General features: G+C 68.6%; 16 protein-coding genes. 6 read left to right on the top strand and 10 right to left on the bottom strand.

Annotated elements, in window-relative coordinates; genetic code table 11:
* Positions 1 to 3: 3 nt before the first annotated feature.
* Positions 4 to 1,959, bottom strand: coding sequence for a UvrD-helicase domain-containing protein (locus HMPREF1224_RS37735; RefSeq protein ID WP_010793979.1), 1,956 nt, complete (start codon positions 1,957 to 1,959; stop codon positions 4 to 6).
* Between the two features lie 170 nt (positions 1,960 to 2,129).
* Here HMPREF1224_RS37735 and HMPREF1224_RS37730 point away from each other — a divergent pair, with 170 nt between their 5' ends.
* The gene (locus HMPREF1224_RS37730) at positions 2,130 to 2,357 is read left to right on the top strand and encodes a hypothetical protein (RefSeq protein ID WP_003082927.1); all 228 of its coding nucleotides are present in this window, start codon (positions 2,130 to 2,132) and stop codon (positions 2,355 to 2,357) included.
* Positions 2,358 to 2,488: 131 nt separating this feature from the next.
* Here the strand turns inward: HMPREF1224_RS37730 and HMPREF1224_RS37725 are convergent, their stop codons facing one another.
* On the bottom strand, positions 2,489 to 3,121 hold the full coding sequence (locus tag HMPREF1224_RS37725; protein ID WP_010793978.1) for a TetR/AcrR family transcriptional regulator: 633 nt from the start codon (positions 3,119 to 3,121) through the stop codon (positions 2,489 to 2,491).
* 92 nt (positions 3,122 to 3,213) lie between these two features.
* Here HMPREF1224_RS37725 and HMPREF1224_RS37720 point away from each other — a divergent pair, with 92 nt between their 5' ends.
* Complete coding sequence (locus tag HMPREF1224_RS37720) at positions 3,214 to 3,879, top strand: O-methyltransferase (RefSeq protein ID WP_003158267.1); 666 nt, start codon at positions 3,214 to 3,216, stop codon at positions 3,877 to 3,879.
* A 77-nt stretch (positions 3,880 to 3,956) separates the two neighbouring features.
* The gene (locus tag HMPREF1224_RS37715) at positions 3,957 to 4,364 is read left to right on the top strand and encodes an ester cyclase (RefSeq protein ID WP_003118664.1); all 408 of its coding nucleotides are present in this window, start codon (positions 3,957 to 3,959) and stop codon (positions 4,362 to 4,364) included.
* A gap of 27 nt (positions 4,365 to 4,391) precedes the next feature.
* On the opposite strand, the gene HMPREF1224_RS37710 is transcribed toward HMPREF1224_RS37715, so the two are convergent.
* Positions 4,392 to 7,679, bottom strand: a complete 3,288-nt coding sequence (locus HMPREF1224_RS37710; protein WP_010793977.1) for an acetyl-CoA carboxylase family protein — start codon at positions 7,677 to 7,679, stop codon at positions 4,392 to 4,394.
* A 204-nt stretch (positions 7,680 to 7,883) separates the two neighbouring features.
* On the opposite strand from HMPREF1224_RS37710, the gene HMPREF1224_RS37705 reads away from it, so the two are divergent.
* Positions 7,884 to 8,804, top strand: coding sequence for a LysR family transcriptional regulator (locus HMPREF1224_RS37705; RefSeq protein ID WP_003082907.1), 921 nt, complete (start codon positions 7,884 to 7,886; stop codon positions 8,802 to 8,804).
* 15 nt (positions 8,805 to 8,819) lie between these two features.
* Here HMPREF1224_RS37705 and HMPREF1224_RS37700 read toward each other — a convergent pair whose 3' ends face one another.
* Both HMPREF1224_RS37700 and HMPREF1224_RS37695 read right to left on the bottom strand, forming a co-directional pair.
* Positions 8,820 to 9,161, bottom strand: a complete 342-nt coding sequence (locus HMPREF1224_RS37700; RefSeq protein ID WP_003082903.1) for a hypothetical protein — start codon at positions 9,159 to 9,161, stop codon at positions 8,820 to 8,822.
* A gap of 80 nt (positions 9,162 to 9,241) precedes the next feature.
* Positions 9,242 to 9,874: a response regulator gene (locus tag HMPREF1224_RS37695; protein ID WP_003082901.1), complete on the bottom strand. Its 633-nt coding sequence runs from the start codon at positions 9,872 to 9,874 to the stop codon at positions 9,242 to 9,244.
* 145 nt (positions 9,875 to 10,019) lie between these two features.
* Here HMPREF1224_RS37695 and HMPREF1224_RS37690 point away from each other — a divergent pair, with 145 nt between their 5' ends.
* A complete protein-coding gene (locus HMPREF1224_RS37690) occupies positions 10,020 to 11,642 on the top strand; it encodes a two-component system sensor histidine kinase (RefSeq protein ID WP_010793976.1) in 1,623 nt (540 codons plus the stop codon).
* Between the two features lie 26 nt (positions 11,643 to 11,668).
* On the opposite strand, the gene HMPREF1224_RS37685 is transcribed toward HMPREF1224_RS37690, so the two are convergent.
* The 3 genes from HMPREF1224_RS37685 to HMPREF1224_RS37675 all read right to left on the bottom strand — a co-directional run bounded on the left by HMPREF1224_RS37685 (position 11,669) and on the right by HMPREF1224_RS37675 (position 13,664).
* Positions 11,669 to 12,085 carry a hypothetical protein gene (locus HMPREF1224_RS37685; RefSeq protein ID WP_003082897.1) on the bottom strand — a complete coding sequence of 139 codons (417 nt, stop codon included), beginning with the start codon at positions 12,083 to 12,085 and terminating at the stop codon, positions 11,669 to 11,671.
* 15 nt (positions 12,086 to 12,100) lie between these two features.
* The gene (locus HMPREF1224_RS37680) at positions 12,101 to 12,355 is read right to left on the bottom strand and encodes a hypothetical protein (RefSeq protein WP_010793975.1); all 255 of its coding nucleotides are present in this window, start codon (positions 12,353 to 12,355) and stop codon (positions 12,101 to 12,103) included.
* A 343-nt stretch (positions 12,356 to 12,698) separates the two neighbouring features.
* Entirely contained in the window at positions 12,699 to 13,664 is a 966-nt protein-coding gene (locus HMPREF1224_RS37675) for an AraC family transcriptional regulator (RefSeq protein WP_003159903.1), read from the bottom strand.
* 91 nt (positions 13,665 to 13,755) lie between these two features.
* Here HMPREF1224_RS37675 and HMPREF1224_RS37670 point away from each other — a divergent pair, with 91 nt between their 5' ends.
* Positions 13,756 to 14,589 (top strand): oxidoreductase, encoded by an 834-nt coding sequence (locus tag HMPREF1224_RS37670; protein ID WP_003112398.1) that lies wholly within the window; start codon positions 13,756 to 13,758, stop codon positions 14,587 to 14,589.
* Between the two features lie 89 nt (positions 14,590 to 14,678).
* On the opposite strand, the gene HMPREF1224_RS37665 is transcribed toward HMPREF1224_RS37670, so the two are convergent.
* Together HMPREF1224_RS37665 and HMPREF1224_RS37660 are read right to left on the bottom strand one after the other, a co-directional pair.
* A complete protein-coding gene (locus tag HMPREF1224_RS37665; protein WP_003082890.1) occupies positions 14,679 to 15,041 on the bottom strand; it encodes a hypothetical protein in 363 nt (120 codons plus the stop codon).
* A 154-nt stretch (positions 15,042 to 15,195) separates the two neighbouring features.
* Complete coding sequence (locus tag HMPREF1224_RS37660) at positions 15,196 to 15,729, bottom strand: GNAT family N-acetyltransferase (protein WP_003082887.1); 534 nt, start codon at positions 15,727 to 15,729, stop codon at positions 15,196 to 15,198.
* Positions 15,730 to 15,793: the final 64 nt, after the last annotated feature.

Here is a 15,793-nt window from a genome sequence, read left to right as displayed (position 1 = left end):
TCCTCAGCGTCGGGCCAACAGGGCCGTGGCGCCCTGGGCCTTGCGCGTGTACCAGAGCACCCGGCTGACGCCACGGGTAATCGCCACGTAGGCCAGGCGCAGGCTTTCGTCCTCCATGGCCTGGTCGTAGCTGTTGCGGAAGAAACCCGAAGCCGCGTACAGCGCGTTGCGCAACGGATGCTTCTCGCCCGGCAGGCAGTCGTCGACGACGATCGCCACTTCGGCCTGGAGGCCCTTGGCGCGATGGATGGTCATGCCCTTCACCGGCAGCGCGCGATCCAACTCCGCCTGGATCGCCTGCAACGGCTCGTTGCGCCGGCTCAGCAACAGCACCGCGGTGCGCTCGCTGCTCTCGCGAGCGGCGGCGTGCTCGCACTGGGCGCGGATTTCCGCCAGTAGCTTCGGCAGTTGCGCACGCAGGTCGAAACGCTGCACCAGCTTCACGCCATGGTCGCCCGGCTGGATCGGGCGGAACGCGCGGCAGGTCTTGTCCTGCTTGAAACGCACCCCGGCCAGCACCTTCTCGCCGTCGCGAATGATCGGTTCGACGGAGCGGTAGTTGGTTTCCAGCACCAGCAGCGCGCTCTTGCGTCCCCGCCCACGCGAAGGGAAATGCCGGTCGAAGTCGATGAACAGCTCCGGCGAACTGCCGCGCCAGCCGTAGATCGATTGCCAGTCGTCGCCGATGGCCATCAGGCTCGGCGCGGTGCCCTGGGTTGCCAGGCGACGGTGCAACGCCTGTAGCCAGAGGACGATCTGCGGCGAGACATCCTGGAACTCGTCGATCAGCAGATGGGTGAACGGCGCCAGCGCCGTTTCCGCCAGGGCCCCGCCGGCCATCCGCTCGCCGAGCTGCTGGAACGCGGCGTCGAAGGTCATCAGGCCCTCCTCGCGCAACAGCGCCTGGAACCTCGCCCAGAACAGTGCCATGGCTTCGACGAAGATCTTCTCGCGCAACCCGCATTCCAGCTTGCCGCTGTCCAGGCGTTCGACGCGCAGGCCCAGGCTCTCGGCGAACCCGGCCTGGGCATGGAAGGCTTCGTACAGCGGCAGCGCCTGGAACTCGCCGGCCAGCTTGAACGGCTCCAGCGGCGCCTTCGGCTGCCGCCGCGCGCCCTCTTCCGGCTCCGCCGGCGGCGGCAGTTCCAGCAGCTTGTGGGTCTTGGCGCGGAACGCCGGGCTTTCCGCGTAGCACTGCTGGTAGGCCTGCTTCAGCAGGCGCTGCTGGGCCGGACGCAGGCGTCCGGCGGCAAGGGGGTTGTCCGGCTCGGCGGCGGGGTCGCGGTCGTCCAGTTGTTCGAACCAGCGCGGATTGCCGAGCACCTCGCGGGCCAGGCTGCCGAGCGCCGAATGGAAAGTGCGCACGCACTGCCGCGCCTGGGCCGCGTCGAACGGGTACTGCCAGTGCGCGAGCAGCCGCAGCAATTGTTCGCGCAACTGCGCACAGGAAGCGTTGGTGAAGGAAATCACTGTCAGCCGCTGCGGCTCGACGCCCAGGTGGCAGAGCATGAACACCACCCGCAGGACCAGGGTGGTCGACTTGCCCGAGCCGGCACCGGCAAAGATCCGCGCCAGCGGCTGGCGGCAGAGGATCATCGCCCACTGTTCCTCGGACGGCGGGCTGACCACACCGAGCGTCACAGCCTGCGCCACCTGCTCGCGCATGGCGCGCTCCTGGGATTCGTCGACCTTCAGTGCGGCAGCCGGATAGATTCCCTGCGGCGCGCGCCGCGAGGCGGCAGCGGGCTTGCGTGGGGCCCCCCGAACGGCGCCCTTCGCAGGCTTGCCGGCGGCCTTGGCCGGAGCCTTCGCGGCGTTCTTCCTGGAGCGGGCCTTGGCCGGCTGCAACAAGGCTTCGCGAGCCTCGCGCTCGGCCTGCAGGTAGGCGGTGGTACGCGGGAAACAACGCGCCAGGGCGCTGGAGAGCATCGACTTGTAGCGCCGTACGGCAGACAGCATCGGGGACCGGTCCAGACAAAGCATGTGGCTGAATCATAAGTGTTTTCCGCCCTCGGCCGACAGTCGGACGCGGACCGCCCATCGCGCCAGGGCAACCCTTGCGCGACCGCGCCGGTCTACCCTTCGGGCCCTGCCGGCCTGCCAACTCAGCGAAAACAAGGAGCCTACCCATGAGCGATTGGGCAATCACCTACAGCAAGGACGAAGCCACCGAGCGCCAAGTCCTGCCGTTCCCCCACAAGCCGAGCCCCGAAGAGGTCGCCGAGCACCTGCTGGAATGGGCCGAGGCCAACCTCAAGCCGGGCCACTACAGCACCGGCAAGCTGGAAAGCGACGAGCCGGCGGAACTGCTGCTGCGCCGCTTCGGCATCGTCGTCACCGGCATCGCCGAAGCCTGATCCCTCCCGCGACCGGCAGACGCCGGTCGCTTCCGCCGATAAACGCCTGCTCCGCCAAGCCTACGAACGCGCCAGCGGCGTACCTGGGGCCGCTGGGCCAAGCGACGGTTTTGCTCCGGCCACACGGCATCTCAGCGCTCGCCAAGGGCGGCGAGATAGGCGCAGAGCATATCGGCCAGGGCCTCGGCGTAACGCTCGATCTCCGCCTCGCTGCGCGGCTGTTCGGAGAACTGCTTGCCGACCGCGCCGAGGGTGGTGGTGAGCAAGTCGCCGGCCAGGCTGCGCTCGGCCTCGGCGACCTCCGGCAAGGCCTCCCGGAGAAATGCCTGGAACACCCGCGCGCCCTCCGCCTTCACCTCCCGCGCCTCGTCGGCGTCGCGATACAGCGGCGCCGCGTCGCTCAGCGCCACGCGTATCGCCGCCTCTTCGCACTCCGAGCGCACGAATGCCAGCACCAGCCGGCGCAAGCGCGCCAGCGGCGGCCGGGTGGTGTCCTCGAGGATCTCGCCGAGCAGACGCGTGGTGCGCCGCCACTCGTCGCTTTGCAGGCGGAAGAGGATCGCCGCCTTGTTCGGAAAATACTGGTACAGCGAACCGATGCTCACCCCGGCGCGCTCCGCCACCCGCGCGGTGGTGAAACGTTGCGCGCCTTCGCTGGCCAGAACCTGAACAGCCGCCTCCAGGATGCTCGCCACCAGTTCGCTGGAACGGGCCTGCTGCGGCTGCTTGCGCGAGGAAATACGCGGGTTTCGCTTGTCGCTCATGGAAGGCTCCGGAATGCGAATGGCGGAATGCGATGAATCCATCGCATTCTAGGTCCACGCACTTACGCGCTCAAACATTCCCGGAGCCATCCATGAATACCCTCACCAACGCCCCGCTCGCCGATCTCCTGCAACGCCTGTTCGCCGAAGCCGAAGCCAGCGCACCGGGCGACAGTCCCGCCCTCGCCGACCTCTCGGAGGCCGAGCTGAAGCGCCTCATGGGCAGCAAGACCGAATACCGCGAGTTCTACGGCCGCCTGAAGGACCTGGCGCTGCCCGTCTCCCGCGAAACCGGCAGCCTGCTCTACATGCTGGCGCGCAGCAGCTCGGCGCGCAGCATCGTCGAGTTCGGCACGTCCTTCGGCCTGTCCACCCTGCACCTCGCCGCGGCGCTGCGGGACAACGGCGGTGGCCGCCTGATCGGCAGCGAGTTCGAACCCTCCAAGGCCGAGCGGGCACGGCGCAACCTGGCCGCCGGGGGGCTGCTCGACCTGGTGGAACTGCGCGAGGGCGACGCCCTGCAAACCCTCGCCAAGGACCTGCCGGACAGCATCGACCTGGTCCTGCTGGACGGCGCCAAGGCGCTCTACCCGGAGGTCCTCGCCCTGCTGGAAAGCCGCCTGCGCCCCGGCGCGCTGGTGATCGCCGACAACGCCGAGCATAGTCCCGAGTACCTGGCCCATGTCCGCTCGCCGGCCAACGGCTACCTGTCGACGCCCTTCGCCGAGGATGTCGAGCTGTCCATGCGCCTGGGCTGAAGCCTAGCGACTGACGGCGTCTCGCGGGTTTGCTAGGGTCTGGCTCATGCCGCCCGGACAGCTCGAAGGAGACCCGCATGACCCGTGACCGACTCGCCGAGCGCTACCGCGCCTACATCGACTGCCTGAACCGCCAGGACTGGGCGCGCCTGGGCGACTTCGTCCATGACCGGGTGCGCTACAACGACGTGCAGATCGGACTCGACGGCTACCTGCGGATGCTCGAAGGCGACTTCCTGGCAATCCCCGACCTGCGCTTCGAGATCGAACGCCTGCTCGTCGATCCGCCGGGCGTCGCCTGCCGCCTGCACTTCGACTGCACACCCAGCGGCCGGCTGTTCGGCATCCCGGTCAACGGCCAGCGGGTACGCTTCGCCGAGAACGTCTTCTACGAATTCGAAGACGAGCGCATCGCCGGCGTCTGGTCGGTGATCGACAAGGCGGCGGTCGCCGCGCAGGTTCAGGCGACGCCGCCGTCGTCCTGAGGCGCCAGGGCACTGCGGGTCGACCATCTACCAGGTATCCACGAACGGCCGCTTGCGCCCCGCCCTCGGCGCCGGTTCTCCGGCGACGGCCAGGCCGCGCAGGAGCCAGGCGCGGGTCTCCGCCGGGTCGATCACCGCGTCGATCTCCAGGTAGCTGGCCATGTTCAGCGCCTTGCCGTTGCGGTAGGCCTTGTCCACCATGCCGCGGAACAGCGCCTCGCGCCGCTGGGGATCTTCCTCGGCCGCCAGCTCCTTGGCGAAGCCCAGCCGCACCGCGCCTTCCAGGCCCATGGCGCCGAACTCGCCGCTGGGCCAGGCGACGGTGAACAGCGGCGAATGGAAGCTGCCCGCCGCCATGGCCTGGGCTCCCAGTCCGTAGCCCTTGCGCAGGACCACGGTGAAGAACGGCACCGTCAGGCTGGCGGCGCTGACGAACATCCGCGAGACGTGGCGCACCGTGGCCTGTTTTTCCGCCTCCGGGCCGACCATGAAGCCAGGGGTGTCGCAGAGCGAGACGATCGGGATGTCGAAGGCGTCGCACAACTGCATGAAGCGCGCGGCCTTGTCGCCAGCCGCGGCCTCGATGGCGCCGCCGAGATGGCCAGGGTTGTTGGCGATCAGGCCGAACGCCCGGCCCTCGATGCGCAGCAGCGCGGTGACCAGGCCGGGAGCGAACTGGCGCCGCAGTTCCAGCACGCTGCCCCGGTCGGCCAGGACCTCGATCGCCTGGCGGATGTCGTAGGCACGCAGGCGGTTCTCCGGCACCAGGTGGCGCAACTCGCGCTGGTCGGCGCAACTCCAGTCGGGCAGCGGGCCCTGGAAATAGCCGAGATAGCGCCTGGCCACCGCGACCGCTTCGGCCTCGTCCTCCACCAGTACGTCGATCACTCCGTTGGGCCCCTGCACGCCCGTCGGACCGACCTCCTCGGCGGCGAAACGGCCCAGGCCGCCGCCCTCGATCATCGCCGGGCCGGCCATGCCGATGGTGGCGTCGCGGGTGGCGATGATCACATCGCAGCAGCCCAGCAACGCGGCATTGCCGGCGAAGCAGCGACCGGAGACCACTCCCACCAGCGGCACCAGCCCGGAGAGCCGGGCCATGCCGACGAAGGTATGGCAATCGAGGCCGGCGACGCCGACGAAATCGGTATCGCCCGGGCGCCCGCCGCCGCCCTCGGCGAACAGCACCAGCGGCAAGCGCCACTGTTCGGCCAGGCCGAGCAGGCGGTCGGTCTTCTTGTGGTTCATCACCCCCTGGGTGCCGGCGAACACCGTGTAGTCGTAGGCCAGTACCAGGCAACGCGCGGCCTGCACGCCGAAGCTGGCGGCCCCCACCGTACCGGTGCCGGCGACCAGGCCATCGGCGGGGCTCAGCTCCAGCAACTCCTCGGCGGAGCGCCGGCGACGCTGGGCGGCCAGGGCGAAACCGCCATATTCGCTGAAGCTGCCCTCGTCCAGCAGGTCGAGCACGTTCTCCCGCGCGGTACGCTGTCCGGTCTTGCGCCGCCTGGCCAGCGCCTGCGGACGACGCTCGTCGCCCAGCGCTGCCTGGCGCTCGAGTACCTCGGCGAGATCGGCGCGGATATGCGCCAGGTCCAGCGCCTGTTCGGTCGGTGCCTGCTCGTCGTCATCCTCCGTCGGTTCGAGGAACAGCAGCGTCGCGCCCTCCTCCAGAGGCTCCCCGAGGCTCGCCGCGAGTCGCCGGACGATACCGCCGCCGGGTGCCTTGACCTCGAATTCCATCTTCATCGCTTCCAGGATCGCGACCCGCTGGCCGGCACGCACCCGTTCGCCATCGGCCACTTCCAGGGCCACCAGCACCCCGCTGCTCGGCGCAGACAGCGGCAGGCTGCCGAGTGGCGCCTCGACCCGCGCAGGCGCGGCGTCCTCGGCGAGCGGGCACTCGGCGCGGAGCCGCGGATGGCTCGCCGGGATAGGCGCCAGCAGTGTCTCCAGGTGGCTTTCGACGAAGCGGGTGTCGACCCGGTTGGCCTGTACCGCCGGATGCAGCAGAAGGTTGCGCAGCAGATCCAGGTTGCTCGCCACGCCCTCCAGGCGGAATTCGCAGAGCGCCCGGTAGGCCCGGCGCAACGCGGCGGGATAATCCGCACCACGCACGACCAGCTTGGCCAGCAGCGAATCGTAGCTGGGGCTGACCCGATAGCCGGCATAGCCGTAGCCGTCCACCCGCAGGCCGGGACCGCTGGGCGGTTCGTAGGCGCCGATAGTGCCCACCGCCGGACGGGCGCTGCCGTCGGCCGCCAGGGTCTCCAGGTTGATCCGCAGTTGCACCGCGCAGCCGCCGATCGCCGGCGGTCGCTCCAGGCCGAGGGCGGCAAGCTCCATGCCGGCGGCGAGACGCAACTGGGCGTGCAGCAGGTCGACCCCGGTGACTTCCTCGGTGACGGTGTGCTCCACCTGGATGCGCGGATTGGCTTCCATGAAATAGAAGCGCCCGGGGCGCTCGTCGTCGACCAGGAACTCGAAGGTACCGATCCCCCGATAGCGCACCGCGCCGGCCATGCGCAGGGCGCAATCGATCAGCGCCTCGCGGGTGGCCTCCGGCAGGTCCGGGCTGGGGGCGATCTCCAGCAGCTTCTGCTGGCGCCGTTGCAGGCTGCAATCGCGCTCCCAGAGGTGGCTGACCGCACCGCTGCCGTCGCCGAGCACCTGCACCTCGATGTGCCGCGCCCGCGCTACCCGTTGCTCGACGTATAACTCGTCCCGGCCGAACGCCGCCTGCGCCTCGGCACGGCAGCGGCGGTAGGCATCGGCCAGTTGCGCAACCTCCTCCACCGCGCGCATGCCACGTCCGCCGCCACCGGCAAGGGCCTTGAGCATCACCGCGGCGCCATCGCCCAGCCCTTCCAGGAACGCCTCGGCCTCTTCGACGCTGACCGCACGGTTGATCCCGGCCACCAGCGGCACCTCCAGGCGCTCGGCCAGGGCGCGCGCGGCAGCCTTGTCGCCGAACAGGTCGAGCACTTCCGCTTGCGGCCCGACGAATTGGATGCCCGCGCGCTGGCAGCGACGGGCGAATTCGCCGTTCTCGGCGAGGAAACCGTAGCCCGGATGGATCGCCTCGCAGCCCTGCTCCAGGGCCAGCGCGACCAGCCGATCCATGTCGAGATAGGCCGCCACGCCACGGCCGGCCAGCGGCAGCGCGACATCGGCCTTGCGCACGTGCAGGGACGCGGCATCGTCTTCCGCGAACACCGCCACCGAGCGGATACCCAGGTCGGCGCAGGCGCGGGCGATGCGAATGGCGATCTCGCCGCGGTTGGCGATCAGCAAGGCGTTGAAGGGAGCGGTCACGGCAGGTTCTCCGGGGAGCGGGTCAGGCGGCCGGCGAAAGGAGCTGGCCCGGCGGCGCGTTGGTCATCGTCGCAGGCATCTTAGGCAGCCGAAGGAAGCGGCAGAACTGAGGCTTATTCATCGACATCCATGAAGTCTATGCATGGTTCTATCGGCGAGCATGCCTGCTAGGCTGGCGCCTTCCCCAGACAGGCGCGCGCAAACATGAATCAGCCACATGAATGGTCGCCCCTCAGCCGTTTCGATCTGAACCTGTTCCGGGTCTTCGAAGTGGTCTATCGAGAACGCAACCTGACCCGCGCGGCGGGCCTCCTGCATCTCAGCCAGTCGGCCGTCAGCCACGCCCTGGCGCGCCTGCGCGACCAGCTCGGCGACCCGCTGTTCGTCCGCCAGGGGCGCGGGGTTGCGCCGACGCCGCTGGCCGAGCGACTGGCGCCGGGCATCCATGACGCCCTCGCCGGCCTGCACCGCAGCATGAATCGCTGCCAGACGTTCGACCCTCGGCGCGACGCGCGGACCTTCCAACTGAACATGCCGGAGCAACTGGAGCCGCTGGTGCTCCCGGCGATTCTCGCCCACCTGCGCCAGGCCGCGCCACGCATCGAGATACGCTGCAACAGCCTGCACTGGGCGGACCTGAAGGCGGAACTGGGCGCCGGACGCATCGACCTCGCCATCGAGATCGCCCGGCCCACCGACGCCGCCCTGCGCCGCCAGCACCTGCTCGACGACAGCCTGTGCGTGATGGCCGGGCCGGGCTTCGCCGGCGACCTGAGTGCGGAGGAGTACCTGGCGGCGGACCATGTCGCGGTGACCTCGCGGCGACGCGGCATCTGCATCGAAGACCTGGCCCTCGGCCACCTCGGCCTGACCCGCCAGGTGCGCCAGCGCTGCCAGCACTACCTGTCGGCGGCGTTGCTGGTGGCCCAGGGCGGCTACCTGCTGACCCTGACCCGAGGCTACGCCGAACTGATCAACCGCGGCCTGGGCAACCGCCTGCTGCCGATGCCGCTGGCCCTGCCAGCGGTGACTCTGAATCTCTACTGGTCGCGCCAGGCCGACGACGAAGCCGGCAGCCTCTGGCTGCGCGGCGAACTGGCGGAGCTGGCGACGCGCCTGCGCTGAGCGCGGGCGCTGCGACTAGGGCTTCGCCGCCTTGGCGCGGGCCTTCTGCAGCCACTGCCCGGCCTTCGCCGAACACTCCGTGACATAGGTCGTATCGATCGCGCAGCGCTCCCCGGTGGCCTTGAGCAGGTAGGCGGCATCGGCTACCTCGTAGTCGGTGTGCCGGCGCGGCGTACCGTTCGCCTGGGATTCGCGTTCGTCCTCGCGGATGTCGCAGTACAGCGCATTGCTGCGGGCGAACAGTTCTAGGCACTCGGCATCCTTGCCCAGCAATGGGTTGGCGCTGTCCTCGGCGGACTTGGAGCAGCCGCCGAGCAGCAGGCAGGCGCAGGCAATCGTGGCAAGCGGGCTACGCATGTGTCCGTTTCCTTGGCCATGGAGAGTGCGCCATTAAAACAGCCCCGGCGCCTCGGCGCACCCGCGGCGTGCCCATGGTGCTACTCCGCATCCCCCTGCCCCAGCAGCGCCCGGTACTTCACCGCCGCCGCGGTCCGCGACGGCACGTCCAGCGCCCGCAGCAGCGACGACACATGGATGCGCACCGTGTAGTGGGAGATGTCCAGGGCGCGGCCGATCTCCTTGTTGCTCTTGCCCTGGGCCAGCAGGCGCAGGACATCCAGTTGGCGCTCGGTGAGCCCTTCCAGGCGTGGGCTGGGCTGCAGCGGCAGGAGGCCGGAGGGTTCGTAGCGCACCAGCACTTCCCCGGCGCGGATGGCCAGAATCGCCTGGCCGAGTTCCTCGGGCGCGATGCTCTTGCCGAGGAAGCCGTCGGCCCCTGCGTTCATCACTTCGCCGATGAGCTGCGGGTCGTCGACCATCGAGACGACGATCAGGGTGGTGCGCGGGAACTGGCGGCGCAGGTCGGCGAGCATCTCGATGCGGGTCAGGCCGGGGAAACGCAGGTCGAGGATCAGCGAATCGGGCTGCTCGCCTTCGCCAGCCAGGCGCAGGACCCCGGCGAGATCGCCGGCCTCCTCGATCCTGGCCTCGGGCAGCAGGCGCTGGAGGATACTCAGCATGCCCTCGCGAAACAGCGGATGATCATCGGCGACGATGATGCGGCCAGTCATTCTTGTAGTCTCCAGGAGTCGCAGTTTCCGCCGCGCATGCTACCTTAGCCCGCTACCGCCGCGCCCACCCTTCGTCCGTCTTCGTGACGAAGGGGGCGAAACAGAGGAAAAGGCGCGCGGCGCTCCCATGCACACGGAGGTGCACATGAAGTTCGAGAAGAATACCGAGCTGGACCAGGCCAACCTGCGACTGATCGTGGCCACCTGCGCGATTCTCTACGTGGTGCTGATCGGCCTGCTGCCCGGCCTGAAGGTCGAGACCTACCTGCCGATCGTTGCCTACTACGGCCTGTTCCTGATCGCCTCCATATTGCTGCGCCAGGCCATCGTGCGCTGGCCGGGGCACTACCCGGCGCGGCGGATCTTCTGCATGCTGCACGACTACGCCGGCACCTCGTTCGGCCTGATCGTGGGCGGCGAGGCAGCGCTGCCGCTGTACGCGGTGATGGTCTGGATCAACCTGGGCAACGGCATGCGCTACGGCTCGCGCTACCTGGCCATCGCCACCGCCCTGGCGCTGCTCGCGCTACTGGTCATCTATCGACTGACCCCGGCCTGGCAGGCTCAGCCGTTCATGGTGCTGATGCTGATGACCACCAGTACCGTCATTCCCTTCTACGCGCACCTCCTGCTGGAGCGCACGCGCAAGGCCACCGAGGAAGCGTTGCAGGCGAACCAGGAGAAATCGCGCCTGCTGGCCCAGGCCAGCCACGACCTGCGCCAGCCGATCCACTCCATCGGCCTGTTCACCGCCTGCCTGCGCGACGCCCGCCTGGGCGACGAGGAACGGCGCCTGGTGGACAACATCGACCGCTCGCTGCTCAACGTCTCGCAACTGTTCCGCTCCATCCTCGATCTCTACACCCTCGACAACGGCCGGCTCCAACCCAAGCAGGAGAACGTCCACCTGGGCGAGTTGCTGCGCGACCTGGTCCGGCGCAACGCCGAAGCGGCGCGCTGGGCCGGGGTGGAACTGCGCCTGCGCCCTTGCCGCCTGTGGACGCGAACCGATCCGGGGCTGCTGTCGACCATGCTGCAGAACCTGCTCTCCAACAGCCTCAAGTACGCCGCCGAGCGCCCGCTGCTGATCGGCGTGCGGCGGCGAGGCGATGGCCTGGCCGTAGCCATCTACGACCAGGGCCGGGGGATCGCGGAGGAACACCTGCCGCGGGTGTTCGAGGAGTTCTACCGGGTACGCGAGACGCGCGACCGCGACGTCGAGGGAATCGGCCTGGGGCTGTCCATCGTCCGCCGCCTGGGGCAGTTGACCGGGATCGAGGTGACGCTGCGCTCGCGGGTCGGACGCGGCACCGCGGTGACCCTGCACGGCCTGCCGGCGGTCGCCGCGCAAGCCCTGCCCCGCCGCGACGATCCCCTGCAGGCCGGCCTGCTCACCGGCTTGCGGGTGTGCCTGGTGGAAGATGATCGCAACGTCCTGCGCGCCACCTCGGCGTTGCTCGAACGCTGGGGCTGCACGGTCCAGGCGGAAACCGAGGCGGACGGCTGGCGAACCGATTGCGACATCCTCGTCGTCGACTACGACCTCGGCCCCCACGCCTCCGGCGTCGAGTGCATCGAGCGGGTACGGCGGCAACGCGGAGAGGCGATACCGGCGCTGGTGATCAGCGGCCACGACATCGAGCGTATCCAGGCCAGCGTCGAAGACACCGACATCGCCCTGCTCTCCAAGCCCGTGCGCCCCACGGAATTGCGCGCCACCCTGCGCGCCCTGCGCGAGCGCCCGGCGGCCGCCAGCCACGCCTCCTGAGACAAGGCCGGTCGAGAAGCGCAGGCCTACGGCGGGCCGTACTTGATGCCGGCGCAGCCGTGCGACAGCAGCAACTCGCCGTCGTCGGCCTCGAACTGGGTGATCCGCTTGCTCTTGTCGACGGTGACGGAAATGATGCAGCGATTGGGGTGGTTGACGGTATCCCAGTAGTTGGTGTTCACCATCACGTTGCCCTGCATCTCCGAGCTGGAGCCCACCACTTCATAGCGGGAATAGCTGGTGTCGGTGTACCACTGCATCACCACCTGCGAGCCGTCGGCGGTGCGCTCCATGTTCTGCGGCGTACCGAAGAAGGCTATCGCTTCCTCGGCTGAGCGGCCCTTCCACTGGCTGCGGGCATAGACCTCGGGCAGCGTGTCCATCTGGATACAGCCGCCCAGGGAAAGCGACGCCAGTAACGGCGCGATGAATATCCGGCGCATGGGTTGACTCCGTGTCTAGGGGTTCTTCGGCGGGTTGCCAGGCAGCAGGTCGAAGGCTCGCAGGCCCGGCGCGGCGTCCTGCCCGGACGCTTGCGCGCGGTTCGCCTGCTCGGCCACGGCCATTCCGCTCTGTGCGCCGACGGGTTTCCTCGACGCCGCAAGCGAACACCCACCGGCAGAGAACGACTCGCGCGCCAGCTCGTCGCCGCTGCCGAAGCACCACCAATCGCCGGCCTCCGGGCCGGTGGCGAGTGCGGATTGCCGAGTCATGGTTCCTTCCAAGTCGCGTGCGTCCTGCACAACCGGTTTCCGCGAAACGCGGGGATCAAGGGCGGGACTATAGCGTCGCGGCGAAGAAGCTCGAATAGCACAGAGGTACTATTTTCGGTTCGGGCCCTTGACCACGCAGCCACTTCAAAGCAGCCCCTGTTGAAGCTTGTGGCGGGCCTTGCAACGCGACGGGGTCGTGTCGTCCGAGCTCAATCTGCCTGTAGTGGAACTGAAAAGTGTTGCATGACCGGTTGGATCCGTTCCTTTTTCCTCGTCCGAACCCATCCGGGCGCCACTAGGCCGATTTTCTATGGCAAGGGCCCACCTCAGCGTCCGCTCCCCACTAATGCGACGACACGTACTCCTCTTCCCCCTGCGCCGGCGGCAGCAAGAATCCCGCGCGCAGGCGCCGGGCCTCGACCAGTGGCGAACGGCCGAACAGACGCTTGAATTCGCGGTTGAACTGCGAAGCGCTGGCGTAACCGACCGCATGGCAGGCGGCCTGGGCGCTCATGCCCTGGCGCACCATCAGCAGACGCGCCTGGTGCAGGCGCGTGCACTTCAGGTACTGCATCGGCGAGGTCTGGGTGATCGCCTTGAAGTGACTGTGGAACGACGGCACGCTCATCCCCGCCTCGCCCGCCAGTTGCGCCAGTTCGAGCGGTTCGGCGTATTGCGCGTGGATGCGGCGCAGCGCCCGGGCAATGTTGCCGAAGCGCCCGCGCATGGCCAGGGCCGCTCGCATGGCGCCACCCTGAGGGCCGGTGAGCACGCGGAAGTACAGCTCGCGCAGTAGCGCAGGCGCGAGGATCGCTGTCTCCAGCGGATCGCCCAGCGCCTCCAGGAAGCGCAATACCGATGCCCGCAGCGGCGCATCCATAGGGCTGGACAGCAGGCTGCGCGGTGCCTCGACCTGCGCAAGCGCGCGCTGACGGTCGATCTCCACCGCCAGCCCAGCCGCCAGCGGGAAATCCAGGTGCAGGTAGATCGCCAGCAGCGGTCGCTCTGGCGTGGCATCGGTCTCCATGGTGAACGGCACCGGCACCGCCACGGCCAGGTAGTGCTGCTCGTCGTACAGGTAGACCTGCTCGCCGAAATAGCCGCGCTTTCGCCCCTGGCAAACGATGACGATCCCCGGATCGTAGAGCACCGGCGTCCGCGCCAGCGGTCGGTCCGAACGCAGCAGGCGGACGCTGTCGAGCCCGGTGAGGTTGTAGCCCTCCCGGGGCGCCAGGTTTTCGAGCAACGCGACCATGCGCTGTCGGTCGGCGGAGCGGATAGCTTCTGAATCAGGCGGTGATGTGTTCATAGGATCAGGCAATAAAACGAGAAATACAGGTCTCTTAAACGGGGAGATTGCTGCGTATTGTGCACTCATTCCCCCGTAACGGAGTCACACCATGTCGTTTCGCAAGACCCTGTTGATCACCGGCGCCAGCAGCGGCTTCGGCCAGGCCCTGGCCCGCGAGGCCCTGGATGCCGGTCACCGCGTGGTGGGCACGGTGCGCAGCGAGGAGGCCAGGAGCGCACTGGAAGCCGTGGCGCCGGGCCAGGCCTTCGGCCGGCTGCTGGATGTCACCGACCTCGCCGCCATCGAGCCGACGGTCGCAGCCATCGAGCGCGACATCGGTCCGCTGGACGTGCTGGTGAACAGTGCCGGCTATGGTCATGAAGGCATCCTCGAGGAGTCGCCGCTGGCCGAGATGCGCCGGCAGTTCGAGGTCAACCTGTTCGGCGCGGTCGCGATGATCCAGGCCGTGCTGCCCTACATGCGTCGGCGCCGCCGCGGTCATATCCTCAACATCACTTCCATGGGCGGCTACATCACCATGCCCGGCATCGCCTACTACTGCGGCAGCAAGTTCGCCCTGGAAGGGGTTTCCGAAGCCTTGGGCAAGGAGGTGGCCGGCCTCGGCATCGCCGTCACCGCGGTGGCCCCCGGCTCCTTCCGCACCGACTGGGCCGGCCGTTCGATGGTCCGCAGCCCGCGCACCATCGCCGACTACGACGCGCTCTTCGACCCGGTCCGCCAGGCTCGCCAGGAAAAGAGCGGCAAGCAACCGGGCGACCCGCGCAAGGCCGCGCGCGCCATGCTCCAGGCCATCGACGCGGAAAACCCGCCGGCGCACCTGCTGCTGGGCAGCGATGCACTGGGGCTGGTGCGGCAGAAGCTGAAGGCGCTGGAGGAGGAAATCGCGGCGTGGGAAGAGGTCACGCGGTCGACGGATGGATGAGGTTTGGAAAGTCGTAGACGGATAATTCCACGGCATTATCCGCCGATACCGCGCCGAACCGGCGGATAACCGCGCTGCGGTTATTCGCCCTACGCCATGGCCAGGTTGCTGGCCCGCTCCGACAACGGACAGCCCTTTTCCTGCAAGTACCGAATCGCCTGCCGTGCCGTGGCGGGGTTCATCGTATTGCCGATGAAGGTCGTCAGCGAGTCGGTGAACTCCAGCACGATGTTCTCGGTGTAGTGCCATTTCCGGTAGTCCACCCGGGAAATGCTGGAATACGGCTTCGAGCGCGTGCGGATGACGCGGAATTCGACACGGTCCGCATGCAGGACCAGCCGCGGGGACAGGTCGCTGTGGGCCCAGCACAGCCAGGGAATGCCTTTCCAGCCGGCGAACGCGGCGACCAGACGCACGTTCAGGCCGCTGTCCGTTGCAGGATCCTTCGTCACGCGCCCTCGCCTCCCAGATAACAGCCGCGCTGCTTGTCCACTGTCACCGTATGCCCGAAGCCCAGGACGAACCTGTCGTGGAACGGAAGCCCGGCGAGCCATTGGGTGGTCTGGAGGTCGCGCCGCTCCGCAACCTCTCGTCGCTCCCGCCCCCTCACTCTCCCACCCGCCCCTCGACCCTCCGCAAGCGCGCCATGCTGTACACATCCACGAAGCGCCCATCCCGCACCGCGTAGTCGCGCATCTCCCCTTCGGTCTCGAAGCCGAACTTGCGATACAGCGCCAGCGCCGGGGCGTTGTCGGTGTATACGGTGAGTTCGACGCGGCGCAGGTTCATCCAGTTGTCGGCGATGTCCAGCAGTTCGCCGAGCAGGCGGCTGCCGACGCCCTTGCCCTGCCAGGCGACGGCGACGCCCATGCCGATGCTGCCGCTGTGGCTGCGGCGGATGCGCGGGTGCTGTTCGAGGCTGGCGCTGCCGATGACGTCGCCCTGGTGCAGGGCGACGAGGATCAGCAGGCGGTCGTCGTCCGCGCTGTCGTGCAGGCGCTTGCGGCGCTGCTCCACCGACTGGTAGGGCATCTGCAGGACCTGGCGGGCCACGGCGGGGTCGTTGTACAGGGCGGTGAGGCCTTCCACGTGGCGTTCGCTGTAGCGTTCGAGGCGGATCGTCGGCGATTCGGCGGTCATTGCGGTCATCCCTGGGCTGTCTGGCCACCCAGCATAAGCGTCTGCGCCGGGCTCGACCAGCCGG

It is taken from the genome of Pseudomonas sp. P179 (genome assembly GCF_000478485.2).
GTDB lineage: Bacteria > Pseudomonadota > Gammaproteobacteria > Pseudomonadales > Pseudomonadaceae > Pseudomonas > Pseudomonas aeruginosa.
Note: the sequence above shows the minus strand (reverse complement) of the source record. Positions and strands in the feature narration are given on the sequence as shown.